Genomic DNA, 16,347 nt, shown 5'->3' on the forward strand with positions numbered 1-16,347 from the left:
ATAATGGATTTACAAACCTACAGGAGGATGATTCTATGGCTGAACAGTATCTCGGCGAGAACATTAAGAAATTGGGCTTTGGACTTATGCGTCTGCCTATGAACGGGGAAGAAATTGACATTGAGCAGACCAAAAAAATGGTGGACGCCTTCATGGAAAAGGGCTTCACCTATTTTGACACTGCTTACGTCTATATTGGCGGAAAATCTGAGGTTGCCCTGAAGGAGGCGGTAGTAGAGCGCTACCCAAGGGACAGCTTTCAGTGCGCCACCAAGCTGCCCATCTGGGACCTGAAGGGCCAGGATGAGATGGAGAAGATCTTCCAGGAATCCTTGGATCGTGCCGGGCTTACATACTACGACTTTTACTTGCTCCACGCCCTGGGCAAGGAGAGCGCCGAAAAGGCCGACAAACTGGGTGCTTGGGACTTTATCAAGCGCCTGAAGGCGGAAGGCCGGGCTAAGCATATCGGCTTTTCTTTCCACGATTCCGCCGAAGTGCTGGAGGATATTCTCCAAAAGCACCCGGAGGCTGAGTTTGTCCAGCTGCAGATTAACTATGCCGACTGGGACAGTGAAGGGGTGCAGTCCCGGAAATGCTATGAAGTTGCCCGCAAATACGGCAAGGCGGTGATCATCATGGAGCCTGTCAAGGGCGGCGCACTGGCCACTATGACCCCTGAAGTTCAGAAGATTTTCAAGAAAGCTGACCCCGAAGCCTCCATCGCCTCCTGGGCGGTTCGCTACGCGGCCTCCCTAGACGGCCTGATCACTGTGCTTTCCGGTATGAGCGATGAAGCCCAGATGGCGGACAACCTAAGCTATATGGCAGACTTCAAGCCACTGAACGATGGTGAGCGCCAGGTAGTGGAACAGGTGGTGGAGGTGCTCCACAGCCTGCCTACCATCCCCTGCACCGGCTGCAAATACTGTGTGGACGGCTGTCCCCAGAAGATCAATATTCCCGGCCTCCTTTCCGCCATGAACCAGCTTATTCTTTATGGCGACGAAAAACGAGCCAAAGGCCAGTATAAAAACGCCGTAGGCGAGGGCGGTAAGGCCAGCGACTGTATTCAGTGCGGTGCCTGTCAGGGCCATTGCCCCCAGCACCTGGAAATTATCGAGCATTTAAAGAAGGTGGCTTCCACTTTGGAGTAAGCGCAGCGGTCATCAGCCAGAACCCCTGGATACCAAACAGGCATCCAGGGGTTCTTTTTTAAATTTAGTGACATCCGGTTTAAAAAAGGATTATAGTTTATTAAGTTCAAAAGAATCTTTTTAACTAGGCGAGGAGGGAACACCTCCTGAGCCGCCGAATTTAAGAACCGCTTTATCGGTTCTTAAATTAACTTACTAAATCGGAATATACCGATTTTTTGAAACTGGACAGCAAAGCCGCCTGCTGGGAAATCGATATCTGCCGGTTTTTCTGTTCTAAAACGGTTTTTCTGTACTTTTTGCCCGGATATTTCTTGCATTCCGGCGGATTTTCCTGTATAGTAAAATATATTACACGCATGCAGGCTGAAATTTCCGGAAAGGAGGCGGACAGATGAAAATATACAGAAGGTTCCTTGCTTCCTATCTATGCGTGTGCCTTGTGCCGCTACTGCTGTCCCTGGTTACCATCGGCGGGCTGGAACATCGGATGCAGGAATCTATCATGGAAAACCAGGAGAGTTCCATACAGGCAGTCCGACAGGAAATCGATAAAAACCTGGGAAACGCGGCCAGTCTTATCTCTCTCTTTTCCAGAAACGCCCTGGCCTCCCGACTGGCAGAAAAAACCACGCTGCATGCAGAGGAGCTTTTCGACCTATGTGAACTGAGCGGAAGCCTCGCTGCGGCGACCAGTCAAAACGCCGGATTTTACCGGGGATTCTGCTATTTCGCCCGCAGCGGTTTTTTGGTTACGGACCGGCGGACCTACCATCCCCAGGCGACAGATCTATTTCCCTGGGACCTGCAGCTGGACCCAAGTAGCTTCTATCCGGTACTGGATGGCGGCAGTTCCTCGGAACATATCACCACCATTTATAAAAAGGATGGGGGCGGCTGGATTCTGGTTCTACGCAGCCAATATGACTCACGAAGCCGGGAATTTCTTTTCTGTACAGGAATCATCATGCAGCTGGATAGAACCCTCTCTCCCTGGAACACAGCGGACTTCGAAGCATTTGTCACTGATGAAGCCTATAAACTGATCTGCGGCGGCAGCCGCGCTCCGGCCGCCTGTGATTTCATCGCTCAAAGCAAAGCGGACCAGGGGGAGCTGGATCTGGAGGGCCAGCGGTATGTCTACTCCCAGTATCACTCCAGTTTAAGCGGCGTCCGCTATGGCTTTCTCACCCGGCGGGACGCCTATTACCAGGAACTGCGGATTATCTGGTTCCAGCTGGTGGTGGAAGTGGCTGTAATCTTCGGCGTAAGCGTGCTTTTGGCGGTTTTCTGGAGCAGGCGCACCTACCGTCCGATTAAAAATATTCTGCCCTTTATGGAGCCAGGCTTCTCTCAGGCGGAGTATCGGTCCATTGCGGAGCTGGAATCCGCTTTGGTGAGCTTTGCCCAAGAGAAAGCCAGCCTGGAAACACAGATGGAACAATCTGCCCAACAGGCCAGAAGCGCCGCCTTGGTGCAGTATCTGCTGGGCCTTCAAACCAGTTCTTCCGGCCTGTCCCAATATCTGGAGGAAGGCCAGCCCTATCAGCTTCTGGCCTTTGCCCCGGCGGAAAAAACAACTTCTCAGGAGGCAGTGTTCCGGCGGCTGCGGGAATGCCTAGATGAGATCCTGTTGGACAAAAGCGGGGGCGTCAGCCTGCAGTTCCGTCAGTGCGCCGCAGTACTGGTTCAGAAAGCCCTGACCTATGAGGAAGCGGTCCAGATTCATTTTGCGGCGGAACATTCTCTTTCCATGGGGCTGGTCTGTTACATAAGCGACACCTGCACCCATCTGGAGGATGCGCCTCAGGCATGGGCGACTGTTTACCAGGCTCTGCGTCATGACAATTTCTGGGGGCACAGTCGGGATCGGGGAGTCTGCCCGGTCAATGGTTTGCCGGAAAACCAGGATTTCGCTTCTTATCGGGAGTTCCTCTCACGGCAGAAGGCTTTGACAGAGTACCTGGCAGCTGGGAAAAAACTGCGGGCAGAGAGTTGTTTACGAAAGATCCTCCAAGAGGATCTTTCCGACAGGAGCCTGTCGGTGGAAAAACTCCGGCGGCGGTATGGGGATGTTGTGGAAATCCTTCTCCCCTATGTTTTGGACGGTACCACCAGGAGCGGACGATTCCAAGGATATGAAACAACCGCCCGGGAAATGGAGGAGGATCTTCTCTCCCTGTTCAACGGCATTTCCTGGGAAGGGGGGGCCCAATCGGAACTCTCTCAAATCAAAAAAGAACTGACCAGCAAAGTGAGGGACTATATCCGTGCCAATTATCAAAACCCGGCCCTGAACGCCAGCATGATCGCTGACTATCTGGGCATGAACCTGTCCACCCTGAGCCACCAGTACAAGGCGGCCACAGGAGGCGGTCTACTGGATGAGCTCCATGCGGTCCGGCTGGAAACCGCCAAAACATTATTGACCGAAGGCCTAAGCGTTCGCGAGACCGCAGAGCGTACCGGCTATGTGGACCCCAGGTCCCTGATTCGAGCCTTTAAGCGATATGAGGGAATCACGCCAGGACAGTACGCAAAAAGCGCTGGAATTTCTTGAAGAATTTATTATGACCAAGAATGGCAGGGAGTGTTTGGAAAAGCGCTCCCTGCCATTCTCTTTTTTTGCGCACAGACCTGGAAATCCCGCAAAAAAATGCACCTTTACCGGAAGAATACCAAAATTTGCGCGGATCCTCATACAAAAATCTGGCACTTTACAGTTTAGAAACATCTTGTTAATATAGAATCAAAATTTACAGCTGTTCCCAGAGCGCGGTGCCGGTATACCGGCGCTTTGGCCCAGCGAAACAGCAGGAAAGGAAAGGTGTTATGCAAAACTCCACTATTGCATCTGAGCCGCTGCGCAAATCGCGCAAGTTCACATGGCCCAACATCAAGAGGGACTTCAAAAAGAACTGGCCTCTCTTCGTCATGGTGCTGCCTGCCGTGGCCTTCTACATTATCTTCCACTACATCCCCATGGGCGGCCTTTTGATGGCCTTCGAGAACTTTAAGCCAAAGCTGGGATTTTTCGACTCCCCCTTTGTAGGCATGGAGAATTTTGCGGATTTCTTTGGCTCCGCCTTCGCCGGACGGACCATCCGCAACACACTGATTCTAAGCCTGCTGCAGATCGGCATTGAGTTCCCTCTGACCATCCTCTTCGCTCTTCTGCTCAATGAGCTGCGCAGCAAACGCTACCGCAAGACTATCCAGACGATCTCTTATATGCCCTACTTTATCTCCATGGTAGTTGTGGCGGGCATTATTATTGATTTCTGCTCCACCGACGGTGCCATTACCTCGTTTATCGGTAGTATCACCGGCAATTACGATAACCTTTTGGGCAACCCCTCCAACTGGCGGACTATCTATGTGGTTTCTGACCTGTGGAAGAACTTGGGCTTTGACTCCATCATTTATGTGGCGGCCCTCTCAAGCATCGACCAAACCCTCTATGAGGCTGCGGAAATTGACGGTGCCAATCGCCTGCAAAGGATCCTGCGGGTCACCATTCCGGGGATCATCGACACCATCATGATTATGCTTATCCTGCGGGTAGGCCAGATGCTTTCTGTTGGCTATGAAAAGACGATCCTGCTCTACAACCCCCAGGTATACGAAACGGCGGATATTCTCTCCAGCTTTGTGTACCGCAAAGGCCTGCAGGAGGCTAACTATGGTTACTCCACCGCAGTTTCCCTGTTCAACTCGGTGATTAACTTCATTCTGCTGCTGTTTGCCAACGCCTTCAGCAAGAAATATACGGAGTCCGGTTTATTCTAACTGAAGAAAGGAGAACTGCCGCAATGGCTATGGTAAAAAACAAATCTGCGGGAAGCAGAATCTTTGACGGAATCAACTGCCTGTTTTTCGCCCTGATTATCGTGGTGTGTATCCTTCCGGTATGGCATGTAATCTGCGCCTCCTTTTCCGACGCGGGCTGGGTGATGAACCAGACAGGCTTGATCTGGAAGATAGAAAAATTCAATGTCAACGGCTATAAGCTGGTATTCCATGACAGCCGTATCTGGACCGGCTATCTGAATACTCTGATTTATGTGTTCGGCAACACCGCCCTGGGCATGTTCCTCACGGTGATGGCGGCCTACGCCCTCTCCCGCAAAGATTTTCTCTGGGCCAATCCCATCATGTTTCTGATCTCATTTACAATGCTGTTTTCCGGCGGCATTGTGCCTCTATACATCCTTGTCACCCAGAATCTGGGCCTGTTTGACAGCCGCTGGGCATTGATTTTGCCCAACTGCATGAGCGCTTTCTACTTAATTTTGGTTCGCACGGCCCTGCAGAACGTGCCGGACAGCCTGGAGGAATCCGCCATGTTGGACGGTGCGGGCCGGTTCACCATTCTGTTCCAGATTATGCTGCCTCTGATCAAGGCCACCCTGGCCACCGTGATCCTCTACTACATCATCGGCAACTGGAACTCCTGGTTCAGCGCCATGATCTACCTGCGCACCACCAGCAAGTACCCCCTGCAGCTGGTACTCAAGGAGATTCTGGTGACCACCAACAACAGCAACTCCAACATCGACATCAGCGTGCTCTCCTCTTCAGGAGATTCCGCCGACGCAGTGCTCTACAAGCAGTTAGTAAAGTACTGCACCATCGTGGTATCCACCGTGCCCATGTTTATTTTCTATCCCTTTGTCCAGAAATATTTTGAATCCGGCGTGATGATCGGCGCCATTAAGGGATAACGGCTTTGTGCAAACAGCCATTGTTGCTTTTGCAGATACAAAATTTCTCTAGGAGGAAAACCAACATGAAAAGCCTGAAAAAAATCATTGCTCTTCTGCTGAGCCTGGCTCTGGTGCTGGCCCTTGGGGCCTGCGGGAATTCCGATTCCGGCTCCGAATCCGGCTCTGAGAGCAGCTCCAGCCAGACGGAGGAATCCGGCTCTGAGGAATCTTCCGAGGCCAGCACCGAGTCCGGCGGAGAGGCCGCCCCCACCGGCGAGTTTACCTTGCCTATCGTTGACGAGCCCACCACGCTGAGCTATTTCGTCTCTGCCAGCACCAACGCTGCCATCGTCACCACCGACTACAATGATAACGAGTTCTATCAGGAGATGGAAAAGCGCACCGGTGTGCATCTGGACTTTGAGATGGTATCCTCTGCGGACTACCAGACCAACTTCAATCTGATGATCGCCTCCGGCACCCTCCCCGACCTGATCTGCTATGGCGCTTCCTACTACTCTGAGGGTGTGGATGCCGCCATTGACGACGGCTATTTTATGGACCTGACCGACAAGGTGGATGAGTACATGCCCAACTATCAGGCCATCCGGAAGTCTGATATCAACTATGAGCTCCTTTCCACCACCGACTCTGGCCGCCTGGGCGCTGTCTATGAGCTGCGCCAGACCAAGCAAGGTCCCTGGCTGGGTCTGTGGATCCGCCAGGACTGGCTGGACGACTTGAAGCTGGATACTCCCCAGACCTACGACCAGTGGCATGACGTGCTCACCGCGTTCAAAGACGATAAGGGCGCTACCGCTCCCCTAACCCTGAACTTCAGCGGTAGTGACGGCGAGTTCGGCATGATGTCCGCCGGCCTAGGCGTGCTCAACGGCTGGCAGCTGAACGCCGACGGCAAGGTTACCTACGGCCCCTACAACGAGGCATGGAAAGAGTATGTAACCATCATGCATCAGTGGTATGAGGAAAAGCTTATCGACCCCGACTTCATGTCCACCGATCAGCGCACCGCCGACATGGCCACGGTGGTCACCGGCAAAACCGGAGCTATCCCCGCCGTGTACACCATGCCCTCCCTGTACGAGGAGTCCTCTGAGGACAAGAACATGAACTGGGCTCCCATCAATCCTCCCGTGAAGAACGCCGGCGACGAGCTTCATATCCGCCTGCGCGACTCTTATACCTCCGGCAACACCGCCATCTCCGCTGAATGCGAGAACTGGGAAGTTGCCATGAAGTGGCTGGACTACCTGTTCACCGAGGAAGGCGCCTTGCTGGCCAACTACGGCCGCGAGGGAGATACCTTCAATTTTGAAGGCGGCAAGCCCGTCTATACTGAGAAGATTACCAACAATGAGAATGGCTGGACCCTGGCCCAAACCATGGACAGCTACCTGTGCCCCTCCGCTGGCGTTGCCAACTGGTCCGACTGGACCCGGGAACTGGGCGGCGTGCCTGAGAAGGATCAGACCTGCTACACCGTTTGGACCACCAACGCCAAAGACGACTGGCGTCTGCCCAGCATCTCCCTGACCCAGGAAGAGTCCACCGAGCGTGCGGCTTTGTATGCTGATATCAGCACCTGCGTGAAGGAGAACACCGCCAAATTCATCAGCGGCGCTCTGGACATTGAGCAGAACTGGGATTCCTACGTGGCCGAGCTGGAGCAGCACGGCGTGCAGCGGGCCATTGAGATCACCCAGGCCGCCTACGACCGCTATCTGGCCCGCTAAGTTTCCAATCGCTGTATAAGGCAATTTCAAAGGACCGGCAACCGCAGACTTGCGGCCGCCGGCCCTTCTTTTTAGAGGATCCGGATTTCGATCTATGCGGAAAACACCGTTGCAAATTTCGCGCTTTTGTGCTATAATGTATGCAAAGCATACATTAGGAGAAGCCCTGAGATGCGAAGCATCTCTCTTTTCCTGCGGAAAAGCACCGGACTTCTCCAAGCAGATTTATACTATAATATATGCAGAATATGCATTCGGAGTTTTCCTCATCCACGAAGTGGGCATAGAAAGTTTGCAGCAAGAATCCATCCCTCAGAATTTGGCCACGAAATTCCGCGAAAATCTCTCTGATAGGAAGTGCCTCTCATGTACACTGAACCCCAAAAGAATGAGCCTCTTTCCTCTGCCCCTCCCTTCTCCCGGCAGCCGCCTCCCCCTCGTTTGGGCGTGGTGCGCACCATCCTTGTCGTGCTGATGATCCTCATTCTCTGGGTGGAAATTCTCTTTTTGGGCGGAGCCTATCTTGTCTACTCTATTTTGCCCTCCTCCAACATAGGCGGAGTTCCCGGCTCCTCCTGGAACTCCCAAAGCGGTCAAGCCTTGCCTGTGAACGGCGTTCCAGTCCAGAATCCCGCCCAATAAAGTTCCGGTTTTCCCACAGCATGTGTTGCCATTTGAGAGCATCACCATATCTGACAGGGAGAGCGCTTTCCCCTGATAAAAAAGCCAGTCGAGTCAGTTATTGTAACTGATCCGGCTGGCTTTTTTATTGTTTTTCTATATCAGCAGTCTTTTTACAAAAATATTAGCTGCCTTGCATGCTGCCGCTGGATTCCTTTTTCGCCTTTTTCTCTCAGACGTTGGGAGTCATCTCTGCCGCCAGAAGCTGAGGCAGTTCCGTGCAGCCTTCCTGACGGATAGTCTTTGTCTCGCCTGGATAGAGCTTGAAATAGTTATCGCTATAGTGAACCCGGTCGTCCGGCACACGCAGATAGGCCACCGGTGTGTAACCAGTTGCGGAAACTGTAACGAGCAAGTCTTTTCCCTCCTGCCAGGTCTTTTCGATTTTCAGCCCCGCCTGGGGGAACTTATAATCTCGGTAATAGGCCCGCAGGCTGTCCGCAGTGTCAAATCCCTCTGCAGAAGCGAAGTAGAAACCGGTTTTTAGATCGCCGCTCAGCTCCACTGAGAACTGCTGCCAGGAATGGCCGCCGGCCTCCACCGTTTTGGAGACCGCGCCGGAGACCTCCCCGGCAAAGCTCATGTACCCGCAGCGCAGCTCCAGCGTGAGGGGCTCCGGGGTCTCATTGATCACCGTGACCAGCGCCCCCTCCCCGCTCTGGCGGATAATCAGCTTTCTGGGGGCGAAGGCCCGCTTGAGGAAGTAGAAAGAGATCTTCCGGGTCAGGTAGTAGTCGATGATGGTCCAGCCTGTTTCCGGCCAACAGTCGTTGTACATCCAGATCAGGTCCCCCGCGCCATAGGACTTCTGGCGCATGGCCTCGGCCATTTCGGCGTACAGGCAGCCCTGCATGATGCCGCTGTAGAGCAGATAGCCCTGGGTATCCAGCTGGGAAAAATTCGTAAGATGGCGGTCAATGGCGCCGTCGATGGCGTTTCGCTTACGCTCAAATTCTCCGTGGTGGTTCCAGATCTCCCCGCCCCGGGCCATCTCCTGACCATCGTGGTAGCGCCGGACCGTACTCTCCATCTGAGCCCCAAAGAAACCGTACTCGCTGGAGAACCGGGCGGGCATACGATCAAAAGCCTCCAGCTCATACTGGAACTTAAATTTCGTCTCCGGGTTCCTGCCAAGGTAGGTCCAGGCATGCACATCACCGTCGTCCACCTGGTTGGCCCTGGTGCCAAAATAGGGAGATGATGGCATGTAGGGAATCAGGGGACTGTTTTTGTGCACGGCCTCCGGCTGAATGTAGTTAAAAATCTTTTCGCCGTAGAAACGGTCCAGTCTGATGGGCTCCGGGAACCAGTCGGTATAGGACTCGGCGATCTCGTTGTTGCCGGTCCACACGGCCATGCAGGGGTAGTGGGCCAGCCGCTTGGTCTGATAGTCCGCCTCCCGCTGGGCTTCCAGTATGAACGCCGGCTCCAGATCCGGATAATATCCGCAGGCATACATAAAGTCGTGCATGAGCAGAATGCCGTTCTCTGAGCAGAACTCATAAAAGCAGTCCGGCTCGTAGGTGCCGCCGCCCCACATGCGCAGCATGGTAAAGCCGGCTGCTTTGGCCTCATCCACCAAAACCCGATAGCTGGATTCCGGCGTGCGCAGGTAAACTGAATCCGTGGGCACCCAGTTTCCGCCCTTACAGAACACCCGCACGCCGTTCACCTGGAAGAAGAAATTCCTGGTACCGTCGGCCAGCTTGGAATGATCGATTTCGATGGTACGCAGGCCGACCCGCTTATCCTTGGCCTGAATCGACCGCCCCTCGCAAGTACACCGGGCTTTCAGAGTGTACAGATGCTGCTCTCCATAGCCATTGGGCCACCAGAGCTTAGGATTCTCCAGAATCGCCGCCTCTTGGAAGAAGTTGGCACCGCCGGTGAGCAGCAACGCCTTGCGGGCGGAATACACTGCCTCATCTCCATCCCATAGCTCATACTCCAGGAAAACCTCCTGGGAGGCGCACATATTAGACGTCTCCAGTTCAAAGACAAAATTCACCTCTGCCCGGTTCTCAGCTAAAGCAAGAGTGTCCACTCTGCTGGCGGAAACTCTCGCTCCGGTAAATGCCTCAATATGAATGTCCCGGCCAATACCGCAGGTGGGCACCGGCTGACACCAGTCCCAGCCATAAGTAAATTGCGGCTTGCGGGTGTAGACCCGCTGGTCGCAGATAGCATGTTCGCTGGCGCAGTAAAACGAGATGCTGTCCTTGGGGTAATGCTCCTCCATACCGGAGGTTAAGCGGATGAGGATCGTATTCTCGCCCGGCTTCAAGAACCGCTTGACATCCTCGCAAAAGGGGCAGAATGTATTGGTATGGTGCCCCGCCGGCCTGCCGTTAATGATGATATCCGCCTTAAAATCCAGCATTTCAATATACAGCCGGACAATTTCTTCCCCCAGCAGGTCCTCGTCCACCTGAAATGTACGGATAAACCACCAGGAAAAATCCCGGATCCACAGGCAATCTTTGGTATTGGTTCCCAGAAGCGGCTCTTTGATGATCCCGGCCTCCACCAGAGGGGTAATCACATCACAAGGAACTTGTGCGGTAAGGAACCCGATCTTTGCCGGGAACGCGTTGGGCATTTTGCCATGATAGACAGTGAACTCTCCCTCCGGTCTTTCCAGTACTTCCTGAAAACGCTCCGGTCCAATATCCAGGAACTCCGCCCGCAGTTTCCACGGGCCGGCCAGATTGATATTTTTCACGTAAATTCTCCTTATGTCCCATAAGAGGTCTTATAGTAAATCAATTCAAGAACCGGCAAAGCCGGTTCTTGACGGCGGCCATGCCGCCTAGCTCAAAAGGGATTCTTTTGAGCTGAATTAACTGTATCTCATGTTTCTGCCAGAGTCCGGGCGATCACACCCAAGACTGCGGCAGCGCTTTTCTGCACGTCGCCCAGACAGAGAGAGGGCTGTGTATGGAGATTGCCCCGATACAGAACCTCTTTTCCGTCTGGAGAGAGGGCGGCCACATCGGTTCCAACGGGAATCCAGATGGGTTTGCCTGTGGTGAAGAGCTGCTTCATCCCCTCGGCGTCCATCCGGATACCGCTTACCAGTAGCTCGCCGTCCACAAAAATGTGACCATCCTTCACCTCAGCGCTGTGCCCCTCGCTGATTTTCGCCGCAATCTGGTCTTTTCCCGCCGGATCCAGCTCAAAGGAGTTCCACCGGGGGGTTCCCACGGAAATGAAGGGCACGTCCCGCTCCATCAAAACCTGGCCCCGTTCGTCAAACTTGGGCTCCACCACAGTGACGGCCTTTAGAATGTTCAGCATCTTGGACTTTCCGCCAGGCATAATCAGATCGTTTCCGGCGTGCATGGAGATACTGGGCGTGCTGCTGCCGCCGTTCCAGTCTGTCATGATCAGGCCCCGGAAGCCGCACTCGCCCCGGGCCACGCCGGTACACAGGTCGTAGCTGTCCGCGCTGGGGACGCCGTTGATCAGGTTGTAGGAGGTCATGATGGTCATGGGGTCGGACTCCCGAATGGCGATGCGGAAGGGCTCCAGGTAGATCTCCCGCAGGGCCCGCTGGCCCACCACGGAGTTCACGGTGTTCCGGTTGGTCTCCTGGTTGTTGGCAGCATAGTGCTTGATGCAGGCCCCCGCGCCCGGCAGGGCCTGAATGCCCCGGACCATGGCGGCGGCGATCGTACCTGTGAGCAGCGGGTCCTCAGAGTAGTACTCAAAGTTCCGGCCGCACAGGGGATTGCGCTGGATGTTGATTCCAGGCCCCAGAAGCACGGCGATGTTCAGCTCCTTCAGCTCCTCAGAGATGCCCCGGCCCACTTCTTCCACCACTTCTGGGTCAAAGCTCTGGGCCAGCAAAGTGCCCACGGGCCAGGCGGTGCAGTAGTGGTAGACCATCCGCTTTCCGCCGGAGACCAGATCCTCTGCCTCAAAGGCCTGGGTCACCCGGACACCCGCCGGGCCGTCCGCCACCACGATGGAGGGCACGCCGAAGGGCTCCTCCAGCTGGTGGGTGGTCTCCCCTGCCGCGCCGGGCACAGACTCGGAGCTCTCCCCCACCACGGGGCTGTTTTCGTCCGCGACGCCCCAGCCCGTGCCGCAGCACAGGTCCGCCAGCTGCTCCGGGGAGAGCCGCGCCAGAAGCTGGCCCATCTTGGCCTTTCCCGCCAGCACGTCCTGGAAGGTGACGGGCTCGTCTGGCACCCGCTCCACGGTCTCATAGGGCATAACGGCCTGATATTCCGGGTCGGTGGTGTAGGTGGTCACGGGTTCTTTGGCGCACTCCTCCTGCCAGACCGTTTTCGTCATGGCGGGCAGAGGCAACACGGGCACACCGGACCACTCCGGCCCCACGGGATTGGGCACGCCGGGGGCCAGTTCCTTCAATTCACGGTCCAGGGGCAGCTGGGTGCGGACCTGCTCCACGGTGACGGTCTCCCCCGCCCGCACCACGCACAAAGGCAGGGTGCTCCGGGAGGAGGTCCCTAGACTGACCCGGTAGTCCCCCTGAAACAGCTGGTAGGCCTCCTGCTCCTCATTGTAGCTGGCGAGGCGGCGCAGGGATACGAGCACTGTCACCAGCTCGGACTCTCCGGGGGCCAGCAGGGCGGTCTTTTTGTATCCCGCCAGAATCTGGGCCGGCATATTAAGCTGGGAATCCGGCGCGGAGGCGTAGACCTGCACCACTTCCCGCCCGGCGCAGGTCCCGGTGTTGGCGACCCGCACGGTGACATTCAGCGTCTCCCCCTCAATGGCGGCGGAGAGCTCCGAAAGGGCGAAGCTGGTATAGCTCAGGCCAAAGCCAAAGGGGAAGGCGGGTTCCACCTGGAATGTATCGAAATAGCGGTAGCCCACATAGACGCCCTCGGGGTACAGAGCGGTATCCGGATCCGCCAGAAACGCTTTCGCCGAAGGGTAGTCCTCATAGTTTTTGCACCAGGTGGCCGTCAGCTTGCCAGACGGGTTCACTTGGCCGCTTACCACCTGCACCGTGGCCGTGCCGCCCTCCTGGCCCGCCTGCCCCATCAGCAGAATGCCGTCCGGGCCGCATTCCAGAATGTCTCCCCCGGAAATAGGCCCACCCACATTCAGCAGCAGGATCAGCTTGGAAAAAGTCTGCCGGAGCAGCTTCAGGTTGTCCTTTTCTGTCTGGCAGAGCTGGTAGTCGCCTACCTCGTGGTCCACGCCGTCTACGTTCACTGTGCGCACCATAGAGCGGTCGCTGCCCTCGCCGGAGCCCCGGGAGATCACATAGACAGCCGTATCCGTCTCCTGGGCATACCGGACAGTCTGAGCCTCGGTAAGCGCCTCTTCTGGATAAGCGAACACACTCATCACCAGATCCTTCTGGGAGCGGCGGTTGGCGTCGTACTTCTCCGCGTAGCTAAGGAGCTGGCCGCTGTTGACCACCTGATAGCCCCCGGCCTGGAAGGCGTCCAGCAGGTTGATGTGGTAGCGGGGGGACTGGTCCACGTCCGCCGCGCCGCCGCCGGAGAGCCCGCCGTTAAAGGGGTCCCCGGAGCCGGAGCCGCCCCGGATGGTCCGGGCCGCGCCGTTTCCAAAGAGGGCGATTTTTCCTGCCGCCAGGGGCAGGGCCTGGTTGTCGTTTTTCAGCAACACCATGCCCTGGGTGGCGGCATGGCAGGCAATTTTGGCGTTGCGGAGCTCACGTTCTGACACAGGGGGATTGATTGGCATAAGGTTGTCTCCTTTCAGGCGCCGCGTTAAAAACGAAAAAACACTCACAGCGCACCCGATTCTTGTACTATCATACCAGAACCCAAAAGGAAATACAACAGAATAATGAAATTTTATGATAAACACCTTGCCTTTTGGTGGCAAAGGTACTATAATGAGCATGGAAATATAAATTGCGGCAGGCAGCGGGGTGTTACCAGCACCCCGCCGCCCTGTACGAGTGGAGCAGCACTCAGCACAGCAATTACAAATTGCACCACGGGCTTATTATACCCATTTTGCGTTATAATTGCAAGGGGATATAACAGGCTGTGCGTTCGCGGTTCAAAGGCGGTGCTGGGCAAAAAAACTCGGCATCGCTTTTTATATTTCCGGCGGGACCCCGGGGCGGCGCCATGTCCGCCCCAAAGGGGGACTGTTGGAAAAAATATTATTAGGAGGTCATGAAATTGAAAAAGGTTCTATCAGTTCTGCTGGCGCTGTGCCTGCTCTTTGGCGCAGTGCCCCTCTCTGCCAGCGCGGCGGGCGAGGAGTTCGTCATTACGGACGGCGTGCTAACCGCATACAACGGCCCTGGCGGGGAGGTTGTGGTGCCCAGCACTGCTACCGAAGTGGATATGTTTGCTTTCGCGGAAAAACAGGAAATTACCCGCCTGACGATTCCTGGAACCGTAAAGCTCATATCCTATTCGGGTCCAACCCCTGATACTTACGAACCGGGAAAGGTAAATGTAAGAGAGGTTGTTCTGGAAGAGGGCGTCACAACCCTTGGCGATCTTGCGTTTTTCGGCTTGACAGCATCATTTGAAAAAATCACGATTCCCGCTTCCGTGACTTCCATTCGATGGAGCGCCTTTTTTAAACGCGTGGATATGGAAATTCATTATGGCGGCACCATGGCTCAGTGGCAAGCGCTTGACCTTGACCTTACTGGGTATGATGAGAATTTAGGTGGATTTTATATGCTGGATTATAAAGACTTTTATAAGTACAGCACCATCCACTGCGCGGACGGCGTGCTCCAAGAGGAGAGGCCTGAATTCCAGATTGATAAGAACGGTTGGGTATACCGTTATAACGGTCCAGGCGGGGTAGTGGAAATTCCCGAGGGCGTAACAGGCGCATGGCGCTATGATTTCGAAGATGACTCCAAAAAACCGCTCACGGAGCTGACCATTCCCAGTAGCATGAAAGACCTTGTTGTGTACGAGGATCATGATTGGGGTATCTCACCTTCCCAGCGTTTTGTAATGTGTTTCGCGGAATCTTCGGAACTGACGAAAGTTACGTTCAAGGAAGGCTGCGAGGTGCCTGCTATCGGCATGTTTTCATCTTGTCCCAAGCTGACCACAGTTTACCTCCCCTCTACCATCCGTCATCTGTCTCGTGCCTTTACGAACTGTTCTTCGCTGAAAGATATCTATTACAATGGCACCAGAGCACAATGGGATAAAATGATCCACACGGAGCAGCAAGGGTTGGCGAGCAGCGTTGACACGGTGAAAGATGTTACCATCCACTGCACGGATGGAGATATCAAGCCCGGAGAGGCTGAGCCCACTGCTACACCTACGGCAACGCCCACAGCGACTCCGACTGCTACACCTACGGCAACGCCTACCGCTACACCCACTGCTACACCCACTCCCACCGCCACGCCCAAGCCCCTCACCCCCGAGGAGCTGGAAGAGGCCAAGATGAAGGTTGCCGTGCTGGAGCTGGTGAACCAGGAGCGGGCAAAGCAGGGCCTTCCCGCTTTGGGCGCAAACAGCAAGCTCAACGAGGCGGCCAATATCCGCGCCAAGGAGATCGTGGAGAAGTTCTCCCACGACCGGCCCGACGGAAGCAGCTGCTTCACCATTTTTGATCAGGTGGGCACCGGCCGGTATTTTGCCGTTGGCGAGAATATCGCGGCGGGCCAGCGCTCTCCTCAGGCCGTGATGGAGAGCTGGATGAATTCTCCCGGCCACCGGGGTAATATTCTGGGCTCCGGCTACAAGAATATCGGCATCGGCCTGTGCCGCACCAACTCCGGCTACGGCTACTACTGGGTGCAGCTCTTCTTCACGGGCCCCAATATCCAAACCGAGGACAATGCGTTCGGTGACCTGGACGCTGTGGCCACGCCTTCTCCTACACCCACAGCCACCCCGACCGCTACGCCTACGGCGACCCCCACAGCTACCCCGACCGCCACACCCACGGCAACGCCCACCTCTACACCTACCCCTGGGCCCAAGCCCAATTTTAAGGATATGCCCACCAACAAGGACTTTGTGAACGCCATCATCTGGGCCATCGAGAAGGGGATCACCGCCGGGACCAGCAGCACCACCTTCTCTCCCGACCAGGGCTGCACCC

At 55.3% G+C, this 16,347-nt stretch carries 10 protein-coding genes; 7 read left to right on the forward strand and 3 right to left on the reverse strand.

Going from position 1 to position 16,347, the window contains the following annotated elements; translation table 11 throughout:
- Window positions 1-35: 35 nt before the first annotated feature.
- Window positions 36-1,157: an aldo/keto reductase gene (locus tag D7X94_RS08460; protein ID WP_120427292.1), complete on the forward strand. Its 1,122-nt coding sequence runs from the start codon at window positions 36-38 to the stop codon at window positions 1,155-1,157.
- Window positions 1,158-1,339: 182 nt separating this feature from the next.
- Here D7X94_RS08460 and D7X94_RS18400 read toward each other — a convergent pair whose 3' ends face one another.
- Window positions 1,340-1,477: a hypothetical protein gene (locus D7X94_RS18400; protein WP_158590958.1), complete on the reverse strand. Its 138-nt coding sequence runs from the start codon at window positions 1,475-1,477 to the stop codon at window positions 1,340-1,342.
- A gap of 74 nt (window positions 1,478-1,551) precedes the next feature.
- On the opposite strand from D7X94_RS18400, the gene D7X94_RS08470 reads away from it, so the two are divergent.
- From D7X94_RS08470 to D7X94_RS08490, 5 genes are all read left to right on the forward strand, one after another.
- Entirely contained in the window at window positions 1,552-3,717 is a 2,166-nt protein-coding gene (locus tag D7X94_RS08470; protein WP_120427294.1) for a helix-turn-helix transcriptional regulator, read from the forward strand.
- 272 nt (window positions 3,718-3,989) lie between these two features.
- Window positions 3,990-4,946 carry an ABC transporter permease gene (locus D7X94_RS08475; RefSeq protein WP_120427295.1) on the forward strand — a complete coding sequence of 319 codons (957 nt, stop codon included), beginning with the start codon at window positions 3,990-3,992 and terminating at the stop codon, window positions 4,944-4,946.
- Window positions 4,947-4,969: 23 nt separating this feature from the next.
- Entirely contained in the window at window positions 4,970-5,881 is a 912-nt protein-coding gene (locus D7X94_RS08480) for a carbohydrate ABC transporter permease (protein WP_199715050.1), read from the forward strand.
- A gap of 65 nt (window positions 5,882-5,946) precedes the next feature.
- Entirely contained in the window at window positions 5,947-7,617 is a 1,671-nt protein-coding gene (locus D7X94_RS08485; RefSeq protein WP_120427296.1) for an extracellular solute-binding protein, read from the forward strand.
- 366 nt (window positions 7,618-7,983) lie between these two features.
- Complete coding sequence (locus D7X94_RS08490) at window positions 7,984-8,259, forward strand: hypothetical protein (RefSeq protein WP_120427297.1); 276 nt, start codon at window positions 7,984-7,986, stop codon at window positions 8,257-8,259.
- A gap of 211 nt (window positions 8,260-8,470) precedes the next feature.
- On the opposite strand, the gene D7X94_RS08495 is transcribed toward D7X94_RS08490, so the two are convergent.
- Together D7X94_RS08495 and D7X94_RS08500 are read right to left on the reverse strand one after the other, a co-directional pair.
- Window positions 8,471-11,020: a glycoside hydrolase family 2 protein gene (locus D7X94_RS08495; RefSeq protein WP_120427298.1), complete on the reverse strand. Its 2,550-nt coding sequence runs from the start codon at window positions 11,018-11,020 to the stop codon at window positions 8,471-8,473.
- A gap of 128 nt (window positions 11,021-11,148) precedes the next feature.
- Window positions 11,149-13,986 (reverse strand): glycoside hydrolase family 3 protein, encoded by a 2,838-nt coding sequence (locus D7X94_RS08500; RefSeq protein WP_158590959.1) that lies wholly within the window; start codon window positions 13,984-13,986, stop codon window positions 11,149-11,151.
- A gap of 449 nt (window positions 13,987-14,435) precedes the next feature.
- On the opposite strand from D7X94_RS08500, the gene D7X94_RS08505 reads away from it, so the two are divergent.
- Window positions 14,436-16,347: CAP domain-containing protein (locus D7X94_RS08505; protein WP_158590960.1), on the forward strand; the 1,912-nt coding region annotated here is incomplete at its 3' end.

The organism is Acutalibacter sp. 1XD8-33 (assembly GCF_003612555.1).
In the GTDB taxonomy this organism is placed as follows: Bacteria; Bacillota; Clostridia; order Oscillospirales; family Acutalibacteraceae; genus Acutalibacter.